General features: G+C 64.2%; 14 protein-coding genes and 6 pseudogenes. 8 read left to right on the forward strand and 12 right to left on the reverse strand.

Features of this window, described 5'->3' with window-relative positions; translation table 11 throughout:
* Positions 1 to 28: 28 nt before the first annotated feature.
* From ACQB61_RS21665 to ACQB61_RS21680, 4 genes are all read right to left on the reverse strand, one after another.
* Positions 29 to 811 (reverse strand): alpha/beta fold hydrolase, encoded by a 783-nt coding sequence (locus ACQB61_RS21665; RefSeq protein ID WP_430514511.1) that lies wholly within the window; start codon positions 809 to 811, stop codon positions 29 to 31.
* Positions 812 to 822: 11 nt separating this feature from the next.
* The gene (locus ACQB61_RS21670) at positions 823 to 1524 is read right to left on the reverse strand and encodes a maleate cis-trans isomerase family protein (protein ID WP_430514624.1); all 702 of its coding nucleotides are present in this window, start codon (positions 1522 to 1524) and stop codon (positions 823 to 825) included.
* 379 nt (positions 1525 to 1903) lie between these two features.
* Positions 1904 to 2671 (reverse strand): TetR/AcrR family transcriptional regulator, encoded by a 768-nt coding sequence (locus ACQB61_RS21675; protein WP_430514512.1) that lies wholly within the window; start codon positions 2669 to 2671, stop codon positions 1904 to 1906.
* Positions 2672 to 2759: 88 nt separating this feature from the next.
* Positions 2760 to 3194: a MarR family winged helix-turn-helix transcriptional regulator gene (locus ACQB61_RS21680; protein ID WP_430514513.1), complete on the reverse strand. Its 435-nt coding sequence runs from the start codon at positions 3192 to 3194 to the stop codon at positions 2760 to 2762.
* Between the two features lie 253 nt (positions 3195 to 3447).
* Between ACQB61_RS21680 and ACQB61_RS21685 the strand changes: the two genes are divergently transcribed.
* The 4 genes and pseudogenes from ACQB61_RS21685 (at position 3448) to ACQB61_RS21700 (ending at position 8645) form a co-directional block, all read left to right on the forward strand.
* Positions 3448 to 3933: a (2Fe-2S)-binding protein gene (locus tag ACQB61_RS21685; RefSeq protein ID WP_430514514.1), complete on the forward strand. Its 486-nt coding sequence runs from the start codon at positions 3448 to 3450 to the stop codon at positions 3931 to 3933.
* A pseudogene (locus ACQB61_RS21690) lies at positions 3930 to 5156 on the forward strand (molybdopterin cofactor-binding domain-containing protein); the annotation flags it as partial. The gene ACQB61_RS21685 and the pseudogene ACQB61_RS21690, both read left to right, overlap by 4 nt.
* Before the next feature lie 134 nt (positions 5157 to 5290).
* On the forward strand, positions 5291 to 7345 hold the full coding sequence (locus ACQB61_RS21695) for a c-type cytochrome (RefSeq protein ID WP_430514515.1): 2055 nt from the start codon (positions 5291 to 5293) through the stop codon (positions 7343 to 7345).
* 154 nt (positions 7346 to 7499) lie between these two features.
* Positions 7500 to 8645: an FAD-dependent monooxygenase gene (locus tag ACQB61_RS21700; RefSeq protein WP_430514516.1), complete on the forward strand. Its 1146-nt coding sequence runs from the start codon at positions 7500 to 7502 to the stop codon at positions 8643 to 8645.
* 108 nt (positions 8646 to 8753) lie between these two features.
* On the opposite strand, the gene ACQB61_RS21705 is transcribed toward ACQB61_RS21700, so the two are convergent.
* Both ACQB61_RS21705 and ACQB61_RS21710 read right to left on the reverse strand, forming a co-directional pair.
* Positions 8754 to 9674 carry a SphA family protein gene (locus tag ACQB61_RS21705; RefSeq protein ID WP_430514517.1) on the reverse strand — a complete coding sequence of 307 codons (921 nt, stop codon included), beginning with the start codon at positions 9672 to 9674 and terminating at the stop codon, positions 8754 to 8756.
* Between the two features lie 112 nt (positions 9675 to 9786).
* A complete protein-coding gene (locus tag ACQB61_RS21710) occupies positions 9787 to 10764 on the reverse strand; it encodes a helix-turn-helix domain-containing protein (RefSeq protein ID WP_430514518.1) in 978 nt (325 codons plus the stop codon).
* A 298-nt stretch (positions 10765 to 11062) separates the two neighbouring features.
* Here ACQB61_RS21710 and ACQB61_RS21715 point away from each other — a divergent pair, with 298 nt between their 5' ends.
* Positions 11063 to 11260 carry a hypothetical protein gene (locus ACQB61_RS21715; protein ID WP_430514519.1) on the forward strand — a complete coding sequence of 66 codons (198 nt, stop codon included), beginning with the start codon at positions 11063 to 11065 and terminating at the stop codon, positions 11258 to 11260.
* Positions 11261 to 11309: 49 nt separating this feature from the next.
* On the opposite strand, the gene ACQB61_RS21720 is transcribed toward ACQB61_RS21715, so the two are convergent.
* Together ACQB61_RS21720 and ACQB61_RS21725 are read right to left on the reverse strand one after the other, a co-directional pair.
* Positions 11310 to 11663, reverse strand: coding sequence for a hypothetical protein (locus tag ACQB61_RS21720; protein WP_430513487.1), 354 nt, complete (start codon positions 11661 to 11663; stop codon positions 11310 to 11312).
* A pseudogene (locus ACQB61_RS21725) lies at positions 11591 to 13241 on the reverse strand (tripartite tricarboxylate transporter permease). The gene ACQB61_RS21720 and the pseudogene ACQB61_RS21725 overlap by 73 nt, the downstream one beginning before the upstream one ends.
* Positions 13242 to 13726: 485 nt before the next feature.
* On the opposite strand from ACQB61_RS21725, the gene ACQB61_RS21730 reads away from it, so the two are divergent.
* The 3 genes and pseudogenes from ACQB61_RS21730 (at position 13727) to ACQB61_RS21740 (ending at position 15758) form a co-directional block, all read left to right on the forward strand.
* Positions 13727 to 14398 (forward strand): response regulator, encoded by a 672-nt coding sequence (locus tag ACQB61_RS21730; RefSeq protein WP_430514520.1) that lies wholly within the window; start codon positions 13727 to 13729, stop codon positions 14396 to 14398.
* Positions 14395 to 14813 (forward strand): annotated as a pseudogene (locus ACQB61_RS21735) (sensor histidine kinase N-terminal domain-containing protein); the annotation flags it as partial. The gene ACQB61_RS21730 and the pseudogene ACQB61_RS21735, both read left to right, overlap by 4 nt.
* Before the next feature lie 30 nt (positions 14814 to 14843).
* The gene (locus tag ACQB61_RS21740; RefSeq protein ID WP_430514625.1) at positions 14844 to 15758 is read left to right on the forward strand and encodes a sensor histidine kinase; all 915 of its coding nucleotides are present in this window, start codon (positions 14844 to 14846) and stop codon (positions 15756 to 15758) included.
* A gap of 235 nt (positions 15759 to 15993) precedes the next feature.
* Here the strand turns inward: ACQB61_RS21740 and ACQB61_RS21745 are convergent.
* The 4 genes and pseudogenes from ACQB61_RS21745 to ACQB61_RS21760 all read right to left on the reverse strand — a co-directional run bounded on the left by ACQB61_RS21745 (position 15994) and on the right by ACQB61_RS21760 (position 19278).
* Positions 15994 to 16694: pseudogene (locus tag ACQB61_RS21745) on the reverse strand (ABC transporter ATP-binding protein).
* Positions 16681 to 17450, reverse strand: a pseudogene (locus ACQB61_RS21750) (ABC transporter ATP-binding protein). Before ACQB61_RS21750 ends, ACQB61_RS21745 begins: the two co-directional pseudogenes overlap by 14 nt.
* Positions 17447 to 18403 (reverse strand): branched-chain amino acid ABC transporter permease, encoded by a 957-nt coding sequence (locus ACQB61_RS21755; RefSeq protein WP_430514521.1) that lies wholly within the window; start codon positions 18401 to 18403, stop codon positions 17447 to 17449. Before ACQB61_RS21755 ends, ACQB61_RS21750 begins: the two are co-directional and overlap by 4 nt.
* Before the next feature lie 3 nt (positions 18404 to 18406).
* Positions 18407 to 19278 (reverse strand): annotated as a pseudogene (locus ACQB61_RS21760) (branched-chain amino acid ABC transporter permease).
* Positions 19279 to 19383 lie beyond the last annotated feature (105 nt).

Here is a 19383-nt window from a genome sequence, read left to right on the forward strand (position 1 = left end):
GAAACTGCTCAAACGCCGCACGGGCTTATCAAGCCCTGAAATCCATGACAGCGGAGAGGAAGCCCTCCAGATCGTCCCAAGGGATCATGTGCCCGGCCTTTTCGACGATCATCACCTCGATGCCCGGCGAAAGCTGGCAGATCTCCGCGATATCCTCCTTGCCGATCACCGCAGCTCCACCCGCCACCACAAGGCGCATGGGAAGGCGCAGATGCGGCAGGTCGGCGTGAATGTCATCCGTGTGGAAGCCGTCATAGGCGGTGCGGATTGCGTCGAGCTGGCAGGTGTGCAGCCACTCGGCCCGCAGCGCATTCTGTTCGTCCGTCCAGGTTGGGCAGAAGCGGCGCATGTCCTCGCCAGAACAGCCCTTCTGCGCCATGAGGATGGAATCCTCATACCAGTTCCAGGCGGAAGGGTAAGCGCGCCGTCCGGGTCCGGAGACCGGCGGATCCACCAGCACCAGACCGGAGAAGGCCTCCGGCGCCTTGCGGGCGGCGCGGATGGCCGTGCGGGCGCCCATGGAATGGCCCAGCACCACCGGCTTGCCGAGACCGGCAGCTTCCGCCACCGCAATCGCATCTTCCGCCATGGCATCGAGCGAATAGTCGAGCGCCCCTGCCTCGCTGAGGCCGCGGCCGCGCACGTCCAGCACATGCACATCGAAGGCCTCAGTCAGGCGCTCGGCCACGAAGCCCCAGGTCACCGCCGGCGAGGTGATGCCCGGAATGAGCAGCAGCGAAGGCCCATTGCCTGCGTGATGCACCAGATGGTGACGGATGCCATTGGCGTGAACGTTGTAGCCGCGTGCCATCATCCGCCTCCTCAGTATGCGCCAGACAGCAGTGTGCCGCCGCCGGGAACGCGGGTGTCGAGATCCAGCGCCTTCAGCATCTGCCAGGTGGTGGCGATAGCCGCCGTCAGCACCGGCTTGCCGGTGATGGCTTCCGCCATGGGCACGGCCGGCAGCGAGGGCATCTGCACACAGGCGGACAGAACCACCGCATCCACGTCATCGGTCTTCATGCCTTTGACGATGCCCGGCAGGTTCATCGGGTCATGGGCGGCAACGGCCAGATTGTCCGGGATTTCCAGCGCCCGCCAGTCGCTCACCTCGATGCCTTCATTGCGGATATAGGCAACGACCAGCTCCGTCAGCGGCTTCATGTAAGGAGCAACCAGCGCGATTCTTTTCGCGCCGATGGCCCGCAGGCCCTCAACCAGCGCCCCGGCAGAGGTGACGACAGGCGCTGCATTGCCGTTCTCAACCGTCACGCCATGCAGGCGGGTCTGGCTCTGGCAGTGATAGCCAAGGCCCATGGCCATGATCGCCACGAGGCAGGCGTAGCCCATCACATCAACGCGGGCGTCGGAAAGCTCCAGAGCGCAACGATCGCTGTCTGCATCCATCGCCGCCAGCTCTTCCTTGGTCACGTGCTTCATGCGCATGCGGGAAGAGTGGAAGGTGAAGCGCTCCGGCGCGATCTGCTCCCGCATGCGCAGCAGCGCCGGGATTTCCGTTTCCATCGTCACATTCGAGCTCGGGACGATCTGCCCGATACGGTAGGTCTTCATGCCTGTGGCTCCCTCCATTCACTGGAAGCCACGTTAATTATTCATTTGAATAATAACAAGCCCATTTTTTCATCTTGCCGCCATATTGCGCTGCATCATCATTCAGCAGAGGTGAAAAAAGCCAGAGGATCGCACGCAATCTGGCCGCAGCAGCACGGCCTTTCAGCCCCCCTGGCGGGGCAGTGTTTACAGCGGACTGCCAGTCGGCTCCAACTCCTCTCCCCCTCAAGGGGGAGAGGGCGCTGCGGCAAAACGAAGACCCAATCCTCTTCCGTGCGTCCCAAGTAAACAATGCGCCCTTGGAGAGTGGGGGAGGGAAACCCCCGCCCAATCACAGCGGTGCGCGCAGTCCGGCCGAGAGGAAGCGGACCAGATGGTCGAGCATCTCGTCCTTGCCGAAGGCCGTGAGGTGGCCTTCCGTCAGGTCGCCAATCCGGCCCAAGTCATTGAGCATGAAGAGATATGCGCCGACGAGGAAGGCCATGCGCACGCTGATGATATCCTTCGGCACATGCGGCAGGATGCGGGAAAGAACCGCGATGTAGCGCTTGACCGAAGCGTCATAGACCTCGCGGCGCAGACGCAGCGCATGCTCTTCCGGCTCGGCATGGAGCCTGGCCTGCATGGCGACAAAAGCAGCACCGTTGGGCCCGGAATATTTCATGTCCCACTGGGGCTTCAGATAGGCAAAGACCACATCTTCCACCGTGGGCGTTTCGGTCAATTCCAGCAGCCGGTCCAGATTGACATGCCGGTGCCCGGCCAGCACCCCGCCCCTGCGGCGGAAACACTCGTCGAACAGATCCACCTTGGAGCCGAAGTAATAGCGGATCAGCCCCTGATTGACCCCGGCACGTGCCGCAATATCGCGCAGATTCGCCCCCTCAAAGCCCGCTTCGGCAAAGGCCAGCTCCGCATGGTCCAGGATCTGATCCTTCAGATCCGGCGCAGCACCGGCCTGCTCACCCCGTGCCGGACGTCCCGGCCCGCGCGGCTTTGCCCGCTTGCCAGATCCCGGGCCAGAACCCGGGCCAGAACCCGGACCTGAGCCCGGCTTTGCCTTTGCATCTGCCGGAGGTGTCTGACTGGTTTCCGCCACGCGGCTGTCCTCATGTCTGGTGCCCACCAAGCCCCACATGAGGGCGTTGGATTGCTGACTTATACGCTCATATTATTCAATTGAATAATTAAATCAGCCGCTTCAGCAAAGCCAGGAATGTTTCCTGCTCCTGCGGCGAAAGCGGGGCAAGCGTTGCCTCGGTGATGCCGCGCATCTGCGGCACAATCTCGTCCAGCAGCTTCCGGCCTGCCTCCGTGGTGGACAGCAGATGGCGGCGCTTGTCCTCGCCGTCCTTTTCCAGCCGGATCAGTCCGCGCGCCATCAGGCGGGAAACAACCCCCTTGGTCGTCGCCGCATCCATGCCCGCCATCCGCCCCAGCGCATTCTGCGACACCGGCCCGCGCACCTCACGCAGGCGGAACAGGGTGGAAAACTGCGTCGCCGTCAGCCCCCCGGTCATCCGCTCGGAGAAAATCGCCATGTGCCGTTGATAGGCAAGACGCAGCAGGAATCCCGCCTGCTCGTCCAGCACATAGGCCTTGTCATTTCCGGATGCTGTCATCAGCCCGCTCTCTCCCCGCCGGTGCTTTTTGTTTGAATCTGCCTTATCACGAGTTTCGCGGCAAAGGTTGCAGTTTCGCATGAGTGTCAGTGCTGATGCCTTGCGCAGGCAGGCTGCATATTAGGCAAATCCTCCTTCTGCACAGCGTTTGCGCAGAAATAAGTATCATCCCGTAAAAATTCATTTGCATACATACAATTTTTTTGCTCAACTGACCTCAACGCTCCCCCGAGAGAGCGATCCAGAGGGTACAATGACTGACACGTTCTGCCTGACCGTGAACGGCGCACGCCATGTGCTGCCGCATCCGGAAGACCGCACGCTTCTCGACATCCTGCGCAGCGAGCTGAAGCTGACGGGGGTGAAGTATGGCTGCGGCATGGCCCAGTGCGGGGCTTGTACCGTGCTGGTGGATGGCAGGCCAGCCCGCGCCTGCGTGCTGCGCGCCTCCCGCGCCGCAGGTTGCGAAATCACCACGCTGGAAGGCCTCGCCGATGCTGAAACCGGCGCCCTTTCCCCCGTGCAGCAGGGTTTTCTGGAGTGTGAGGGCGCGCAGTGCGGCTATTGCCTCAATGGCATGGTGATGACCGCGACCGCCCTTCTGGCAGACAATCCTTCCCCCTCACGCGAGGAAATCCGCGCCGCCCTGCGCCATAACCTGTGCCGCTGCGGCACCCATCTGGAAATCATCGCCTCGATTGAGCGCGCCGCCGAACTCATGCGCGGAGGCGCATCATGAGCCCCGCCTCCCCTGCCCTTGTCATTCACGAGGACCGGCCCAATGGCCGCGCCGTCTATCTGCATCTTGCAGCAGACGGCAGCGCCACCGGCTTCAACGGCCATGTGGATCTTGGCACCGGCATCGAGACGGCGCTGGCGCAGATCGTTGCCGAAGAGCTGGATCTGCCGCTCGGCTCCGTGCGCATGGTGCTGGGCGACACGGCGCTGACGCCGGATCAGGGGCCGACGATTGCCTCCGAAACCATTCAGGTGGCCGCCATCCCCTTGCGCCTTGCCGCCGCGCAGGCCCGTGCGGTTCTGGCTGCCGAGGCCGCCCGCCGCTTCAACGCCCCGGCGGATGAGCTGCGGCTTGAGGCAGGACTCGCCCACTGGCAGGGCAAGAGCCTCACCTATGCCCAGCTTCTGGAGGGTCTGAGCCTCGACCTGCCGCTGGATCGCAGCGCCACAGTCAAGGCCCCGGCGGAGTACCGCATCGTCGGCCAGAAGACCGGGCGGCGTGACCTGCCGGAGAAGCTGCGCGGCCAGCATCCCTATATCCACGATGTGGATGTGCCCGGCATGGTGCATGGCCATGTCATCCGCCCGCCCTATGCCGGGCGCGACAGCGGCGATTTCATCGGCCACAGCCTTATCAGCTATGACGAAGCCGCCGTGCGGGGCATGCCGGGCTTCATCGCCATCGTGCGGGATGCGGATTTTCTGGCCGTGGTGGCGCAGCGCGCCGATCAGGCCGGGGCGATCGCAGAGGCTCTGCCGGTGCACTGGCGCATGCCGCCGGAGCTGCCGGACATGGGCAACCTGCGCCAGACGCTGAAGGACCATCCCTCCACGCCCCGCCCGCTGGACCAGACCGGCAACTTTGCCCGTGGCATTGGCGAATGCGATGTGGCGCGCCAGCGCACCTATGTCTGGCCCTATCACGAGCACGGCTCCATCGGCCCGTCCTGCGCCATTGCCGACTGGGCGGAGGGGCAGCCGGTGGTCTGGTCCGGCACGCAGAACCCGCACATGCTGCGCGGTGATCTGGCCGTGCTGGTGGATCTGCCGCCGGAGGCCATCGAGATCCGCCGCTATCAGGCGGCCGGCTGCTATGGCCGCAACTGCGCCGATGATGTGTGCGGCGATGCGCTGCTGCTCTCCCGTGCCATCGGCCAGCCGGTGCGCGTGCAGCTGACGAGGGCGCAGGAGCACCTGTGGGAGCCCAAGGGCGCGGCGCAGCTGATGGAAGTGCACGGCGGGATGAAGGCGGGCAGCCTGCATGCCTATGCCATCGACACCTGGTACCCCTCCAACCGCGGGCCCAATCTGGCGCTGCTGCTGACCGGGCGCGTCAGCCCGGAGCCGCGCCCTCGGACATGGGCGACCGCACCATCATTCCGCCCTACCGGGTGCCGAACAAGCGCATCACCGTGCATGACATGGCGCCGATGGTGCGCGCCGCCTGGATGCGCGGCGTCTCGGCCCTGCCGAACACCTTTGCCCACGAAAGCTTCATCGACGAAATGGCTTTCGAGGCGGGCGAAGATCCCGTGGAGTTCCGCCTGCGGCATCTCGATGATCCCCGGCAGGCCGATCTGGTGCGGCGCACGGCGGCAGAGGCCGGCTGGTCCGCCCGCAGCGGCCCGCGCCTGCGGCGCGAGGGGCGCATGGCCTATGGGCAGGGCTTTGCCTTTGCCACCTATGTGCATGGCACCTTCCCCGGCGTTGCCGCCGCCTCCGCCGCCTGGGTGGTGGATGTGGCAGTGGACACGCAAACGGGCGAAGTCACGCTGACGCGCATCTTCATCGGGCAGGATCAGGGGCTTGTGATCAACCCGGACGGGGTGCGCCAGCAGATCCACGGCAACGCGGTGCAGACCGCCAGCCGCGTGATGCTGGAAGAAGTCACCTTCGACGAGATTTCGCCCACGCCGCAAAGCTGGGCGGCCTATCCGATACAGACCTTCCCCGCCGTGCCGGACATCAGCACCATGCTGATTGCCCGCCCGGAAGACCCGCCGCTCGGTGTGGGCGAAAGCGCCGCCGTGCCAAGTGCCGCCGCCATCGCCAATGCCATTTTCGATGCAACGGGCGTGCGCATGCGCGAAGTGCCCTTCACGCCGGAAAAGATGCGCAGCGCCCTTGCCGCCCATGGCTTTGACGGTGCACTCCCCGCCCCTGCACAGGGCAAGAAGCGCCACAGCCTGCGCCGCAAGCTGCTGGGCCTTGGCACGGTGCTGGGCGGCGCGCTGACCTTCGGCGCGGTTGCCCTGCCGCTCAACCGGCCCATTGCCCCGGTCACCCCTTCCGCTCCCGCGTCCTTCTCGGCGGAAACACTGGAGCGCGGACGGCAGGTCTTTGCCCTTGGCAACTGCGCCAGTTGCCATACGGCGGAAGGCGGCATCGCCAATGCGGGCGGGCGGCCCGTGGTCACGCCTTTCGGCACCGTCTACAGCACCAACCTGACGCCGGATCCGGACACCGGCCTTGGCCGCTGGAGCTTCGAGGCCTTCGACCGGGCCATGCGCCACGGCATCAGCCGCGACGGGCACAATCTCTATCCGGCCTTCCCCTACACATCTTTTGCCAAGATGTCGGGCGAGGACATGCTGGCGCTCTACGCCTTCCTGCAAACGCTTGCGCCTGTCAGTCAGATGGCGCCGCAGGCGCAGATGATTGCGCCGGCCAACCTGCGCCCGGCACTGTCCGTGTGGAACCTGCTCTATCACGACGCCAAGCCCTTCATGCCCGAGCCAGCGAAAGGCGAGGTGTGGAACCGGGGCAAGTATCTGGTGGAAGCCGCCGGCCATTGCTCCGCCTGCCACGCCCCGCGCAATGCGGCAGGCGCCGAAATGCCGGAGCTGTCGGGTGCCATGATCAAGGGCTGGTACGCGCCCGCGCTCGCCGGGGCAGAAGCCACGGCACGCGGTTGGGACGAGGACACGCTCTTCGCCTATCTGCGGACCGGCCATTCAGAGGCTGCCACCGCTTCCGGCCCCATGGCCGAGGTAACCGCCAGCCTCACCGCCCTGCCGGACAACGACATCCGCGCCATGGCCACCTATCTCGCCTCTCTGGGTGAAGGCGATCCGAAGGCCGCGCTGGCCCCCGTTTCGCGGACCCCTGTTGCGGAAGCTTCTCCCGCACCTGGTCCGGGCAGCCGCATCTATGACAGCGCCTGCGCCGTCTGCCACGAGCCCGCCATTTCCGGCACGGTCACGGCGGCGCTCTCGCCGCTCAGCCGCTCCGCTGCCCTGCGCGCACCAAAGCCGGACGCGCTGTACTCGGTTCTGGACGAGGGCGTGCGCGCCCCCGATGGCCTCGCCTTGCGCGACATGCCCTCCTTCCACGGAGAGCTGACCGCCAGCAACCGCGAGGCCCTCGCCACCTACCTCCGCCACCGCTTCGCCCCGGACCTGCCGCCATGGTGAGAGGGGAGAGGGGGAGAGGGGAGAGGATTTGGAGCCTGACTTGACCATATGGCCCCGTAACAAATCCTGACGCCCCGAACACACGGGACCAAGGTCAACGCATACCCATATTGTTAGTATACAAACAAATATCTGCCAGAGAGAGGACAGACCAATGACAGACGCAATTGAAAGGGTCGAAATCGCCGTCATCGGTGCAGGGCTTGGCGGGGCTGCCGCTGCGGCACTGCTGGCCGGGGCCGGGTTTTCGGTGCACACGTTCGAGCAGGCGCCCGTCTTCACCCGGCTGGGCGCGGGCATTCACATTGGCCCCAACGTGATGAAGATCTTCCGCCGCATCGGCATCGAGAAGAAGCTGGAGTCCATCGGCTCGCACCCGGATTTCTGGTTCTCCCGCGATGGCAACACGGGTGACTATCTCTCCCGCATTCCGCTGGGCGACTATGGCCGCCGCGAATATGGCGCCTCCTACATCACCATCCACCGGGGCGACATGCACTCGGTACAGATTGATGCCCTGCCGCAGGACCGGGTGCATTTCGGCCACAAGCTGACCGCCATCGAGGAGCGCGACAGCGATGTTCTGCTGACCTTCGAGAACGGCCGCAAGATCGCCGCCGGTCTGGTGGTGGGTGCCGATGGCATCAATTCCATGATCCGCGAAATGCTGCTCGGGCCGGAAAAGCCGCGCTTCTCCGGCTGGGTCGGGCACCGGGCGCTGGTCAACATGGACAAGCTGCGCGCTTCCGGCCTGGAGTTCGAGGCCTGCGTCAAGTGGTGGTGGGAAGCCTCGCGCCACATCATGGCCTATGCGACCAAGGGCGATGGCAGCGAATATTACTACGTCACCGGCGTTCCCGTGGATGGCTGGGAGCATGAGACGAGCTTCGTGGACAGCTCCCGCGAGGAGATGGAAGCCATCTTCGGCGGCTCGCACCCGGTGGTGCAGGCGCTGATTGATGCCACGGAGACCGTGACCAAGTGGCCGTTCTGGAACCGTGATCCGCTGAACCTGTGGAGCCGTGGCCGCCTCGTCATGCTGGGCGATGCCTGCCACCCGATGCGCCCGCACATGGCGCAGGGCGCCTGCATGGCCATCGAGGATGCCGCCGTGCTGACCCGCTGCCTGGAAGAAACCGGCACCAATGGCTACCGCGAGGCCTTCGCCCTCTACGAAGCCACCCGCCGCGACCGCGCCACGAAAGTTCAGACCATCTCCAACGCCAACACCTGGCTGAAGGAGCCGGAAGATCCGGCCTGGGTCTACGCCTACGACCCGCTGACCGCTCAGCTCGGCTGACAAAAACCCCCGCCGCAGGCTCTCGGGCTTGCGGCGGGGTTTCTGCTTTTCCAGCTTCTTCCGGTCAGCAAGGCCGGTCTGTATCAACCGCCTTGCCGGCATCCTGCCTCAGAAGGCGTGCGAAAGACGGAAGGACAGGTTGTAGCCTTCCGGACGGTTCCGCGTGCCAAACTCCTTATAGGCATGGAAGTTGACGCTGGGCAGGCCCGGCTCGAACCAGGCGATGGCCGGACCGGCGGCGAAGGCGCGGCTGCGGTTGCCCTTGACGATGCCCTGCCCCTTGTCATCGGTCAGCTGTTGATAGGCATAGCCGCCCACGCCAAGCGTCCAGGCCCCCAGCGACTTGCCAACGGCGAATTCCTGCTTGTACTCGACGCCGCTGGTGTAGTTCGTGGCGCGGTTGACCGTATTGAAGGAAATTTCGATGCGGGAGGACACTTCCCAGCCACTGTCCGAGAGGTAGGTCACACCGGCGGTGGGTGCAAAGGTCCAGTGGTTGACGCCGGCTGAGAACGGATTGTTCACGTCATAATGGCCGGTCGGGGCCTGGATCTGGAACGCGGTGTTCACATACCAGTTCTTCGTCAGATCCCACTGCAGGATCAGCGGGATGAACCCCGCATCACCAATGTGGAAATCCTTGTCCGCAACCTTCTGCCCCACGTTGAAAGAGCCGTTCAGGTTCATGAGCGGCACCGCGACACCGAAGCCATAGGCAGCGCCCAGGAACTTCATCTCGGTCATCTTGATGTAGGCAAGGGTGACGGAGGTGACATCCAGTTGCAGATCAATGCCGTTATTCTTGCCGAAGACGTCATTGCCCTTGTTGGCCGTGTAATGCATCACCTGCAGGCCAAAGGCGCCGTAAGGTGTTGGCGGCGGCGACATGCCTGCGCCGAAGTCAAACAGGCCAAACGGCGTGATGGTGGCCCCACCTTCCACCGCCGACGCATCCTGAGCACCTGACAGAACGGCAAGCAGCGCTGCGCCCGCCAGAACCGTCTTTCCTGCGATATCTTTAACCTTCATTGTTCCCCACTGTGTTTTTCCGGTTAAGTAGGAAAACCTAGACACAGTAGGCTGAACGCCGTTATCCGAGATCGGCACTCTCCTGGCCGCCCCTGTCAAAAACGGCATTATTTCAGGAAATGGCCCCCGGCTTCCCCAGCGTTTCGGACGGCAGTTCGCCGAACTGGGCCTTGTAGTCCCGGCTGAAGTGGCTCCAGTGCCAGAAGCCCCAGCGGGCGGCGATATCGCCGATGGTCTCTCGCCGGGCCTCTTTCCGGGCCGCCAGCAGCGACGCGCGCACCCTGGAAAGACGCACCGCCTTCAGCACCTGCACGGCGCTCTTGCCGTAGACCTTCGTGAAGCAATACTGCATGTAGCGGCGGCTGACCCCGAGGCGCTGGCACAGTTCCAGCACCGAGCAGGCCTCCAGCCCGCCTTCCAGCACCAGTTCCAGCGCCGCATCGGTCACCTGCACATGCGGCCGGCTGGCCGGTCCGGGCTGGAAACTGGACACGGTGACAAGGTCCAGCACAGAGAGGAGAAGGTCCTCTTCGGCGCGGATGCAGGCCGCATCCGGCAGCGCGTGGCCCAGGCCCATGACCGCCTCGAACAGAGCCCGCACACGGGTCAGCTTTTCAGGGGGAATGAACAGCGCCGTGTGCCGGGCCAGCGCCTCTGCCAGTTCCCCGCCACCTGCCAGAAGGCAGGCTTGCCGGAACCACTCCTCGTCAAAGGCAAGGCAGGCAAGGTCCATGGAGCCCGAGGTCACGACATCCGGATGATCGCTCCCGTCCGCCAGCAGTCCGGCCATGGCCGGGATGTCGCGCCCGCCCGCCTTGGCGATGCCTTCGGCGGCCAGCGGAAAGGCGAAGATCAGCGGTGAACGGCAGGAGGCCAGCCCCCGCTTCAGAAGCGACTTGTCCACGGTCTCGCGCAGAAGCTGGACATGGTTGAGGTTCAAGAGCTGCAACGAGGCAGACAGCCGCCCAGGCGAGAGCTGGACATATTCCGCCGGCCACTCCGGCGTGAGCTGCGCGAACTGAAGCGGATCATCTGCCGTCAGAACGGCAGGCGGACGCACCTGTGGCGTGGCAGATCGTTCCAGCAGCATGCAGCCCCCTCCAAGCTGATACTCGCAGATGAATCCGGTCACTCTCCGTTTGGTTGTTCTGGTGCGCCGTCTCCCTCCGGCTTTACTCACCACAACAAGACAAACCAAATCATTCCGGCAACAAGATCCGTTTATGCATTATCTCATCCTGCGGGTTTTGCAATATGCCGGAAGGGTATCGCTTGAAACCTTTGACGAGTCCGGCTTTTTAAATCGTTTGTACTAGAGCGCGCTTGATGAAAACAAAGTCATCAGAAGGTACTTGTTCGTTTGCACACGACTTCGGACGCAGAACCGCATGCCGTCTTCGCGGGAGAGGCTTCTGGCAAACGCGCCGCGCAAGACGCAAGGTTCTGTGGCTGATTTTTTTGCTGCAGGTCCGCTGCTGCCGGAATTGATCATCGGCTATGCCTGGCTGGACAGCTGCTGGCTTCAGGAGGGCGCCCTTGAGGACCGGCCGAAGACGGGGCGCGAGCGCGCCATCTTGATCTCCTGAAGCCTTTGACTGGCTGACCCGCCTGTTTTTTGGGCGGGTCAGGTTTTGCTTATCGGAATGGCCACGGCAGGTCCATTGCGTCCTGCAGCATTCCAGAGGGGAAGTTGAGGGACAGGGCCCACGCGAGGGTGAGGATGACGCCTGCGGCTCCTGCGGTCATGAGCAGGGTTACGAGCACTCCGGCCCTTGCTCTGACGAGGAGGAAGAAGGGGAAGAACAACAGCATGGCGGCATAGAAGCCGATGAGGGCGGTGAGGCCGACGAGGCCCGCGATCCAGGCAAGGCCGCCCCACAGGTTGCCGATCCCCGGCTGGCCGACGTGGTCTCCGGTCAGTTCCGCATCGAAATGCGAATGATGCCCGGCCTTGCCCCGCACCAGCTGCGGGATGAGGATGGCCAGCATGACCAGTCCGACGAGGGAGACGGACAGGGGAAGACCTGGCCGAGGAAGTCATGCCTGAGCGCATCGTTGAGGGCGACCAGCAAGAGCCCTGCCATGGCCACGGCGAAGGTGATCTGGGGCAGATGCGCGCGCAGGGTCGGCACGTCGGGCGCATCGTCCTGGTTGGGCACCACATGGCCGTGCTCGTCGATGCGGTTGCGCAGGCCGAACCAGATGGAGGCGAGGGTCATCAGGGCGATGACGATGACGCCGGGGCGGAAGACAAAGTCCCAGCCGTTGAACTGCAGCGCCTGATAGAGATAGGTCTCGGCCTGGGGAGCCAGCACATAGCCGATCAGCAGCGCCGGGCGCGGCCAGCCGAAGCGCTTCATCAGCACGCCGAGGACGCCCAGGCACAGCAGCGCCACAAGATCGGCGAGCGAGCGGGTGGCCTGGAAGGCGGCAAAGCAGATCAGCACGATCATGAAGGGCGCAAGGCGCTGGAACGGGATCTGGGTCAGCCGCGAGATCGGAATGGCAAGGGCCAGACAGATGCCCGCGCCCATGACATTGGCGAGCGCCAGCGACCAGATCACCGAATAGGTGATGTTGAGGTCCGCGCCCACCATGGAGGGGCCGGGCTGGATGCCGAGCAGGACCATGCCGCCGAGGAAGACGGCCATGGCGCCGGAGCCGGGGATGCCGAACAGCATGGTGGGCAGCAGGGCGCCGCCCTGCATGGCGTTGTTGGCGCTTTCCGGGGCGACGACGCCGCGGATGTCGCCCTTGCCGAACTGCGGGTCCTTCTTCACGGTCTGGACCGCATGGCCATAGGCGATCCAGTCAACGACCGAGCCGCCAAGACCCGGAATGGCGCCGATGATGCAGCCAAGGCCTGCGCAGCGCATGGAGAGCCAGAGGTTCGACCACCAGTCGCGGATGCCCTGGAACCAGCCCGTGCCAAGGGCATTGCCCGAGGCGATGGCGGAATTCTTGCGCAGGAGATCGGCGATCTCGGGAATGGCGAAGAAGCCAAGGCCGATGATGACCAGCGGAATGCCGTCATACAGATAGTCGAAGCCGAAGATCATGCGGAACTCGCCGGTGGCTGGCGCCCCGCCGATGGAGCCGATGATCAGGCCGATGCAGCAGGCTGCAAGCCCTTGGCCAGGCTCCGCCCCGCCAGCACCGCCACCATGGACAGGCCGAACAGCGCCAGCATGAACAGCTCCGCCGAGCCAAAGGACAGGATCAAGGGCCGGGCGATGACGACAAAGCCGGTCAGGACGACCGCGCCGAAGATCCCCCCGCCATGGACGAGATGAAGGCGGCAGACAGCGCCCGCGCCGCCTGACCCTGCCGGGCCAGCGGAAAGCCGTCCAGCACGGTTGCCTGGCTGGCGGAGGAGCCGGGAATGCCCATCAGCACCGAGGAGAACGTGTCCGAGGTCGGGATCACGGCCACAAGCCCGATCAGCATCGCAAGCGCGCTGATCTCGTTCATCCCATACAGAAACGGCATCAGAAGCGAGAGCCCGGCGATCCCGCCAAGGCCTGGAATGACACCAATCAGAAGCCCGACAGAAACTCCGATCAGCATGTAGAACAGGTGCTGGAAAGACAAAAGCGCGCCAAGCGCAGACAGTAACGTGTCAATCACGGTCAGAACTCCGTGAACACTGCGGCGATCCGCAGGTTCTCAAGATGTTTGATGAGATTTGGAAGGCGCATGGCAAAGCGTGACACCACGCATCGCCGCACCGGACAGACAGGAAAGGCAGGACCCGGCTCTAGTGGAGTTTTTCCTTGAGAGCCTGCGCCGCATCAGCGCCTGGAGCCAGATCACTTGCCGCCGGACTCTGCAGTCCCGCTGTAAACAGCGCTGCGGCCGGATCCTTCGCGCCCTGGCGCGTCAATGCGAAAAAGTCAATTGATATGTCCTCCCCAGCCCCTGAACAGCATCAGGATGCAGCCAATTCTTATCTTCTGGTGGGAGCGGACTTGATTTCTCCTCGTCAAGTCTGCTTGATCGCACATTACGAAAGTTTGCTGTCCATAACCTGTCCGTCAACAGAAGGCACGAAGGTGCGAATAATCCTCGTCGAAGATAACATGAGCCTGGCACAGGGCATCGAGAATGCGCTGAAGGATCAGGGGCATGCAGTCGACCATCTCGACGATGGACTGGCCGCGGAAGAATTCCTCAGGACTGAGACCTGTGATGTCATCATCATTGACGTCAACCTGCCGGGATTGACGGGCATCGAGTTGACCCGCCGCCTGCGCCAGCGTGGCGATGCAACCCCCGTGCTGATGCTCACGGCCATGGGCAAGACGTCTGACCGGGTAACCGGACTGGATGCAGGGGCCGATGACTATCTGGTCAAGCCCTTCGAAATGGCAGAGCTTTTCGCCAGGCTCCGGGCCCTTTCCCGCCGCCGCCCGCAGGTTGCGCCCCAGATCGAAACGGCCGGCAGCCTGACCTATGACCGCCAGCAGCGGACGGTCTACCGGGATGGCGAGAGGCTGGACCTGCCCCGACGCGAGCTGACCCTCTTCGAGCTTCTGCTGGACCAGAGGGGACGGCTTCTGGCCAAGGAGCATATCACGGCATCACTTTATGGCACCGGGGCGGAAGTCGAGGCCAATGCTGTCGAACTGCTGATTTCCCGCCTGCGCCGCAAGCTGGAGGGCAGCGGCGTCCAGATCCGGACCGCGCGCGGCCTTGGCTACATGCTGGATACGGACCCCGCATGAACCGGCTCTCGCTGCGTGCGCGGCTGTTCCTGCTGTTGATCGTGCCGCTGGTCATCATTGCCGCCATTGGCGCCTATGCCCGGTATCAAGCCGCACAGAAACTGTCGCGTCAGCTTTATGACAAGACGCTGCTGGCCGTCGCCCTGACGATCTCGCGGGATGTGATCATCTCCGAGGGTGACATGCTGACCGAGCCGCTCCTCGAAGAACTGACCACCGCACTGGGTGATCCGGTCTACTACCGCATCACCGGACCGGGCGGCAGTTTCGTGACAGGCTATTCCCACTCCCCCGGATTCCTGAGGGGATCAGCCTTCAGAACGGCGAGCCCAGTTTCTTCGACAGCATTTATCTCGGGAGTGAGGTCCGTGCGGTCATTCTGCGGGAGTTCATCGCCCATCCCCGCTTTAATGGCTGGGTCACCGTTGAAGTGTGGCAGACCACAATGCAGCGCAGCGCGCTGAGCCAGGAGCTTGTGGCGGAGTCCCTGCTGCTTCTGGGCTCGATCATCCTGTCTGCCGCGCTGATCCTGTGGTTCGGCATCCAGCTGGGTCTCAAGCCGCTGCTGGACCTGCGCAATGCCATCAGCTTGCGCACACCTGATGATCTGCGCCCCATCCGGCGCTGGGTGCCGAAGGAACTGCGGCCTCTGGTGGAGACGACGAACTCTCTCTTCTCACGGCTGGCCAAGGCCTTCGAGATCCGCGCCGCTTTCATCTCCGACGCTGCCCATCAGGTGCGCAATCCCATTGCCTCCATTGTCAGCCAGGCGGAGGCCGCCCTGTCTGCGCCGGATGAGGAAACCTTGCGCAGGCGGGTGAGCGCCATCGCCGTTTCGGCAAGGGCCACCGGCCGGCTGACCAACCAGCTCTTGTCGATGGAGCGGGTGCGCGGACGCAGCCTGCGCTCGCTGTTCACGGAGGCGGACCTGGCCACCCTCGTTTCCGAACGTGTCCGTGCCTTTGCCGAGATCCAGATGCGCCGCGATGTTGCGGTCGGCTTCGCCATGGAAGGCAAGGCGAGGCCCGTTACCTGCGATCCGGTGATGGTTGAGGAAATGCTGGCCAACCTGCTCGACAACGCCGTCCGATACGCCTTGAAACCTGGCGGCGAACTGACGGTGACGCTGGTCTTCCTGCCTGAGACCGTGCGTCTTTGCGTGCAGGACGATGGGCCGGGCGTGCCGGAAGACCTGCGCGAGCGGATATTCGACCGCTTCTTCCGGCTCGGCCTCGACATAGACAGTGGCTGCGGACTGGGCCTTGCCATCGTCGCGGACATCGCAGCCGCCCATGGCGGCCACGCCCGCTGCCTGCCGTCCGAACGCGGTGCGCTGTTCGAGGTGGAGATCAAGGGCTGAGGCCGGAAAGCCGGGCCGCCGGAAAACTTACCGACGGGAAGCCTGCCGCCGGAGAACCAACTTTCATCCCGAACGGGAAGATTGGCAAGCGCTGCCGCAGGATTCTGAGCCAGCTCTGACAGCCCCTTCTTTTACCGCAGCAGTGTATTCTCCTCCACTGGCCGCAGCGCCCCTCTCCCCCTTGAGGGGAGAGAAGTTGGAGCCTGACTGGAAGTCCGGCAGAAACACTGCCCCCTCAAATCCCCAGATAGGCCTCGCGGATGCGGGGTCGGCGATGAGGTCTTGGGCGGGGCCTTCCATGGTGATGCGGCCAGTTTCCATCACATATCCCCGGTCGGCGATTTTCAGGGCGCCGAAGGCGTTCTGCTCCACCAGAAGCACGGTCACATCCAGCGCCTTGAGGCTTTTCACCACGTCGAAGATCTGGGCAACGATGATCGGCGCCAGCCCCATCGACGGCTCGTCCAGCAAGAGGCATGAGGGCCGGCCCATCAGCGCCCGGGCCATGGCCAGCATCTGCTGCTGCCCGCCCGAAAGGCCGCCCGCCGCCAGATTGCGCTTTTCGCGCAGCACCGGGAACATCTGGAAGGCATCGTCCATGTCCTTTGCCACCCGGTCATCATCGAAGAGATAGGCCCCGAGCCTGAGGTTCTCCTCCACCGTCAGGTTGGTGAAGATCTGCCGCCCCTCCGGCGACTGGGCGAGCCCCCGCGCCAGACGCCGGTGCGAGGGCACCTTTGTCAGCGTCTCGCCCCGGAAGGTGATGGAGCCCGCAGCAAGGGGATGCACGCCGGACAGGCAGCGCAGCAGCGTCGTCTTGCCCGCCCCATTGGCGCCGATCACGGCAACGGTTTCGCCCGAATTGACGGAAAGGTCGAGGCCATGCAGCACCTCGATCCGGCCATAGCGGGCACGCAGGCCCTCAACCAGCAGCATGATCAGCTCCCAGATAGGCGGCAATGACAGCCGGGTTGCGGCTGATGCTGGCCGGGTCCCCTTCGGCGATCTTCTCGCCATGGTCCAGCACAACGATATGGTTCGAGATGCGCATGACCATCTTCATGTCATGCTCCACCAGCAGGATGGCCGTGCCTGCGGCGGCGATTTCGGCGATCAGATGGTCGATCTCTTCCGTCTCCACCGCATTGCAGCCTGCCGCCGGTTCGTCCAGCAGCAGCACTTTCGGGGACAGCGCCAGAGCGCGGGCGATTTCCAGCCGCTTCAGCGAGCCATAGGAGAGGCTGGCCGCCTCGCGCTCTGCCGCCCGCTCCAGCCCGGCCCGTTTCAGCAGCGCCCGCGCCCCTCCTCTGCCGCCTTGCTGCGGCGGCGGGAAGCGGGAAGGGCCAGAAGATCAGCCAGCACGGAGCCGCGTTCCTTCAGGTGAAACCCGGCGGTGACATTTTCCAGCACACTCATCTGCTGGAAAATCTGCAGATTCTGGAAGGTGCGCGACATGCCGCGCCGGGCCAGAAGATGCGGCGGCATGCCGGTCACATCCTCCCCGTTCAGCTTCACCTTGCCCGCACCCGGCTCATAGATGCCGGAGATCATGTTGAACAGCGTCGTCTTACCCGCCCCGTTCGGCCCGATGACGGAGACGATCTCTCCGGGTTCCAGCGCAAACGACACATCATGCACCGCCTTCAGCCCGCCGAAGCTGATGCCAAGGCCCTCGATGGACAAAAGGCTCATCCCTCGCCTCCCCTGATCTTGCGCAGAATGGACGGTATCACCCCCTGCCGCAGGAAGATCATCACCAGGATCATCACCAGCCCCAGAACCAGCTGCTCATATTCGGCAAAGACGGTCAGCACCTGCGGCAGCAAGGTCAGCACCGCCGCGCCGAAGATGCCGCCCATCACCGAGCCAACACCGCCCAGCACGGCCATGGTCACCATCTCCACCGAGTGCATGAAGCCCGCCACATCCGGCGTGATGAACTTGTTCTGCAGGGCCAGCAGCGAACCGGAGACGGAGGCATAGACGGCGGAAATGACGAAGGCCTGCAGCTTGGCCGCCGCCACATCGACGCCTACCGTTCCGGCCGCCACTTCCGAGCCATGCAGCGCCCGCAGCGCCCGGCCCGTGGGGCTGTTGTAGAGATTGAGCGCCAGCCACGCCCCGATGATGAGGCAGAACCCGCAGAAGAAATACCAGAACTCGCCGTTCGACAGGTTAAGCCCGATGCCTTTCAGCACGCCGCGCAGGCCGAATTCCGGCACATCGATGCCATCCGGCCCGCGTGTCAGCGCCCGCTCGTTGTTCAGCACCATGGAGATCAGGATGCCCATGCCGAGCGTTGCGATGGCAAGGTAATAACCCTTGAGCCGCAGCACCGGCCGGCCGGCCAGATAGGCCAGCAGCCCCGACACCACAGCGCCGAGCACCACCGCCAACACCGGCGGCAGACCAAGATGAACGGGCGCCAGCGCGCAGGCATAGCCGCCAATGCCGGCAAAGCCCGCATGGCCGAGGCTGACCTGCCCGGCCCAGCCGGTCAGGATGACGATGCCCGTCACGGCAAGGCCGTTGACGAAGATGAGCGCGCCCACCCGGTAATAGAAGCCGGAGGGGAACAGGAGCGGCGCCAGCGCCACCAGCAGCGCCAGAACGAGAAGTGCCGTTGCTTTGGAAGACAGTCGCATCGCTTACACCCGCTCCGTGGCCTTGCGGCCAAACAGGCCCTGCGGCAGGAAGAAGAGAACCGCGAGAATGACGAGGAAGGCGGCGGCATCCTTGTATTGCGAGGAGATGTAGCCCGCCGTCAGCGCCTCCAGCAGGCCCAGCGTCAGCCCGCCCACCAGCGCGCCTTTCGGATTGCCCATGCCGCCCAGCATCGCCGCTGCAAAACCCTTCAGCGCAAGGCCGAGACCCACGTCATAGGAGGTGAGCGTGATCGGCGTGACCAGGACGCCTGCCAGCGCACCGATGCCCGCCGACAGGGCGAAGGACAGCGTCATCACGAAACCGGTGTTGATGCCCACCAGTTGCGCCGCCAGCGGATTGTTGGAGGTGGCCAGCACCGCCCGGCCCAGCAGGGTGCGGGTGAAGAACAGCCACAGGCCAATAAACACGGCCACCGCCCCGCCAATCACCCAGAGGCTCTGCGGCAGGATGGTTGCCCCGCCGATGTGGAACGGCTCATCGCCGGAAAAGGCCGGGAAACTGTGGATCTGCTTGCCGAAAATCAGCTGCGCCGCGCCCCGGATGAAAATCGACGCCCCGATGGTGATGATGACCAGCGACACCACGGGCGCGCCGCGTGCGGGCTCGATCGCCAGCTTGTTCATGGCAACGCCAAGGCACGCGGTGATGACAATGGCCAGCAGCGCCGCCAGCGGCAGCGGGGCGCCGGCAAGATGGGCAAAGACGGTGATCATCCCGCCCAGCATCACGAACTCGCCCTGCGCAAAGTTCACCACATCCGACGCATTGTAGATGATGGTGAAGCCAAGCGCCGCAAGCGCATACACCGCCCCGACCGTCACCCCTGAAAAAGAAATTGCAGCAGTTCCGGCATGTCAGTCTCCGGCTGGATATGCAGTGGTCATTGCAGCAGGTGCAGCAGACGCGAGGAGAACGAAGGCATTTTCCTCTCGCCGCAGCCCCCTCTCCCCCTTGAGGG

The sequence above is a fragment of the Pannonibacter phragmitetus genome, from assembly GCF_050510895.1.
In the GTDB taxonomy this organism is placed as follows: domain Bacteria; phylum Pseudomonadota; class Alphaproteobacteria; order Rhizobiales; family Stappiaceae; genus Pannonibacter; species Pannonibacter phragmitetus_B.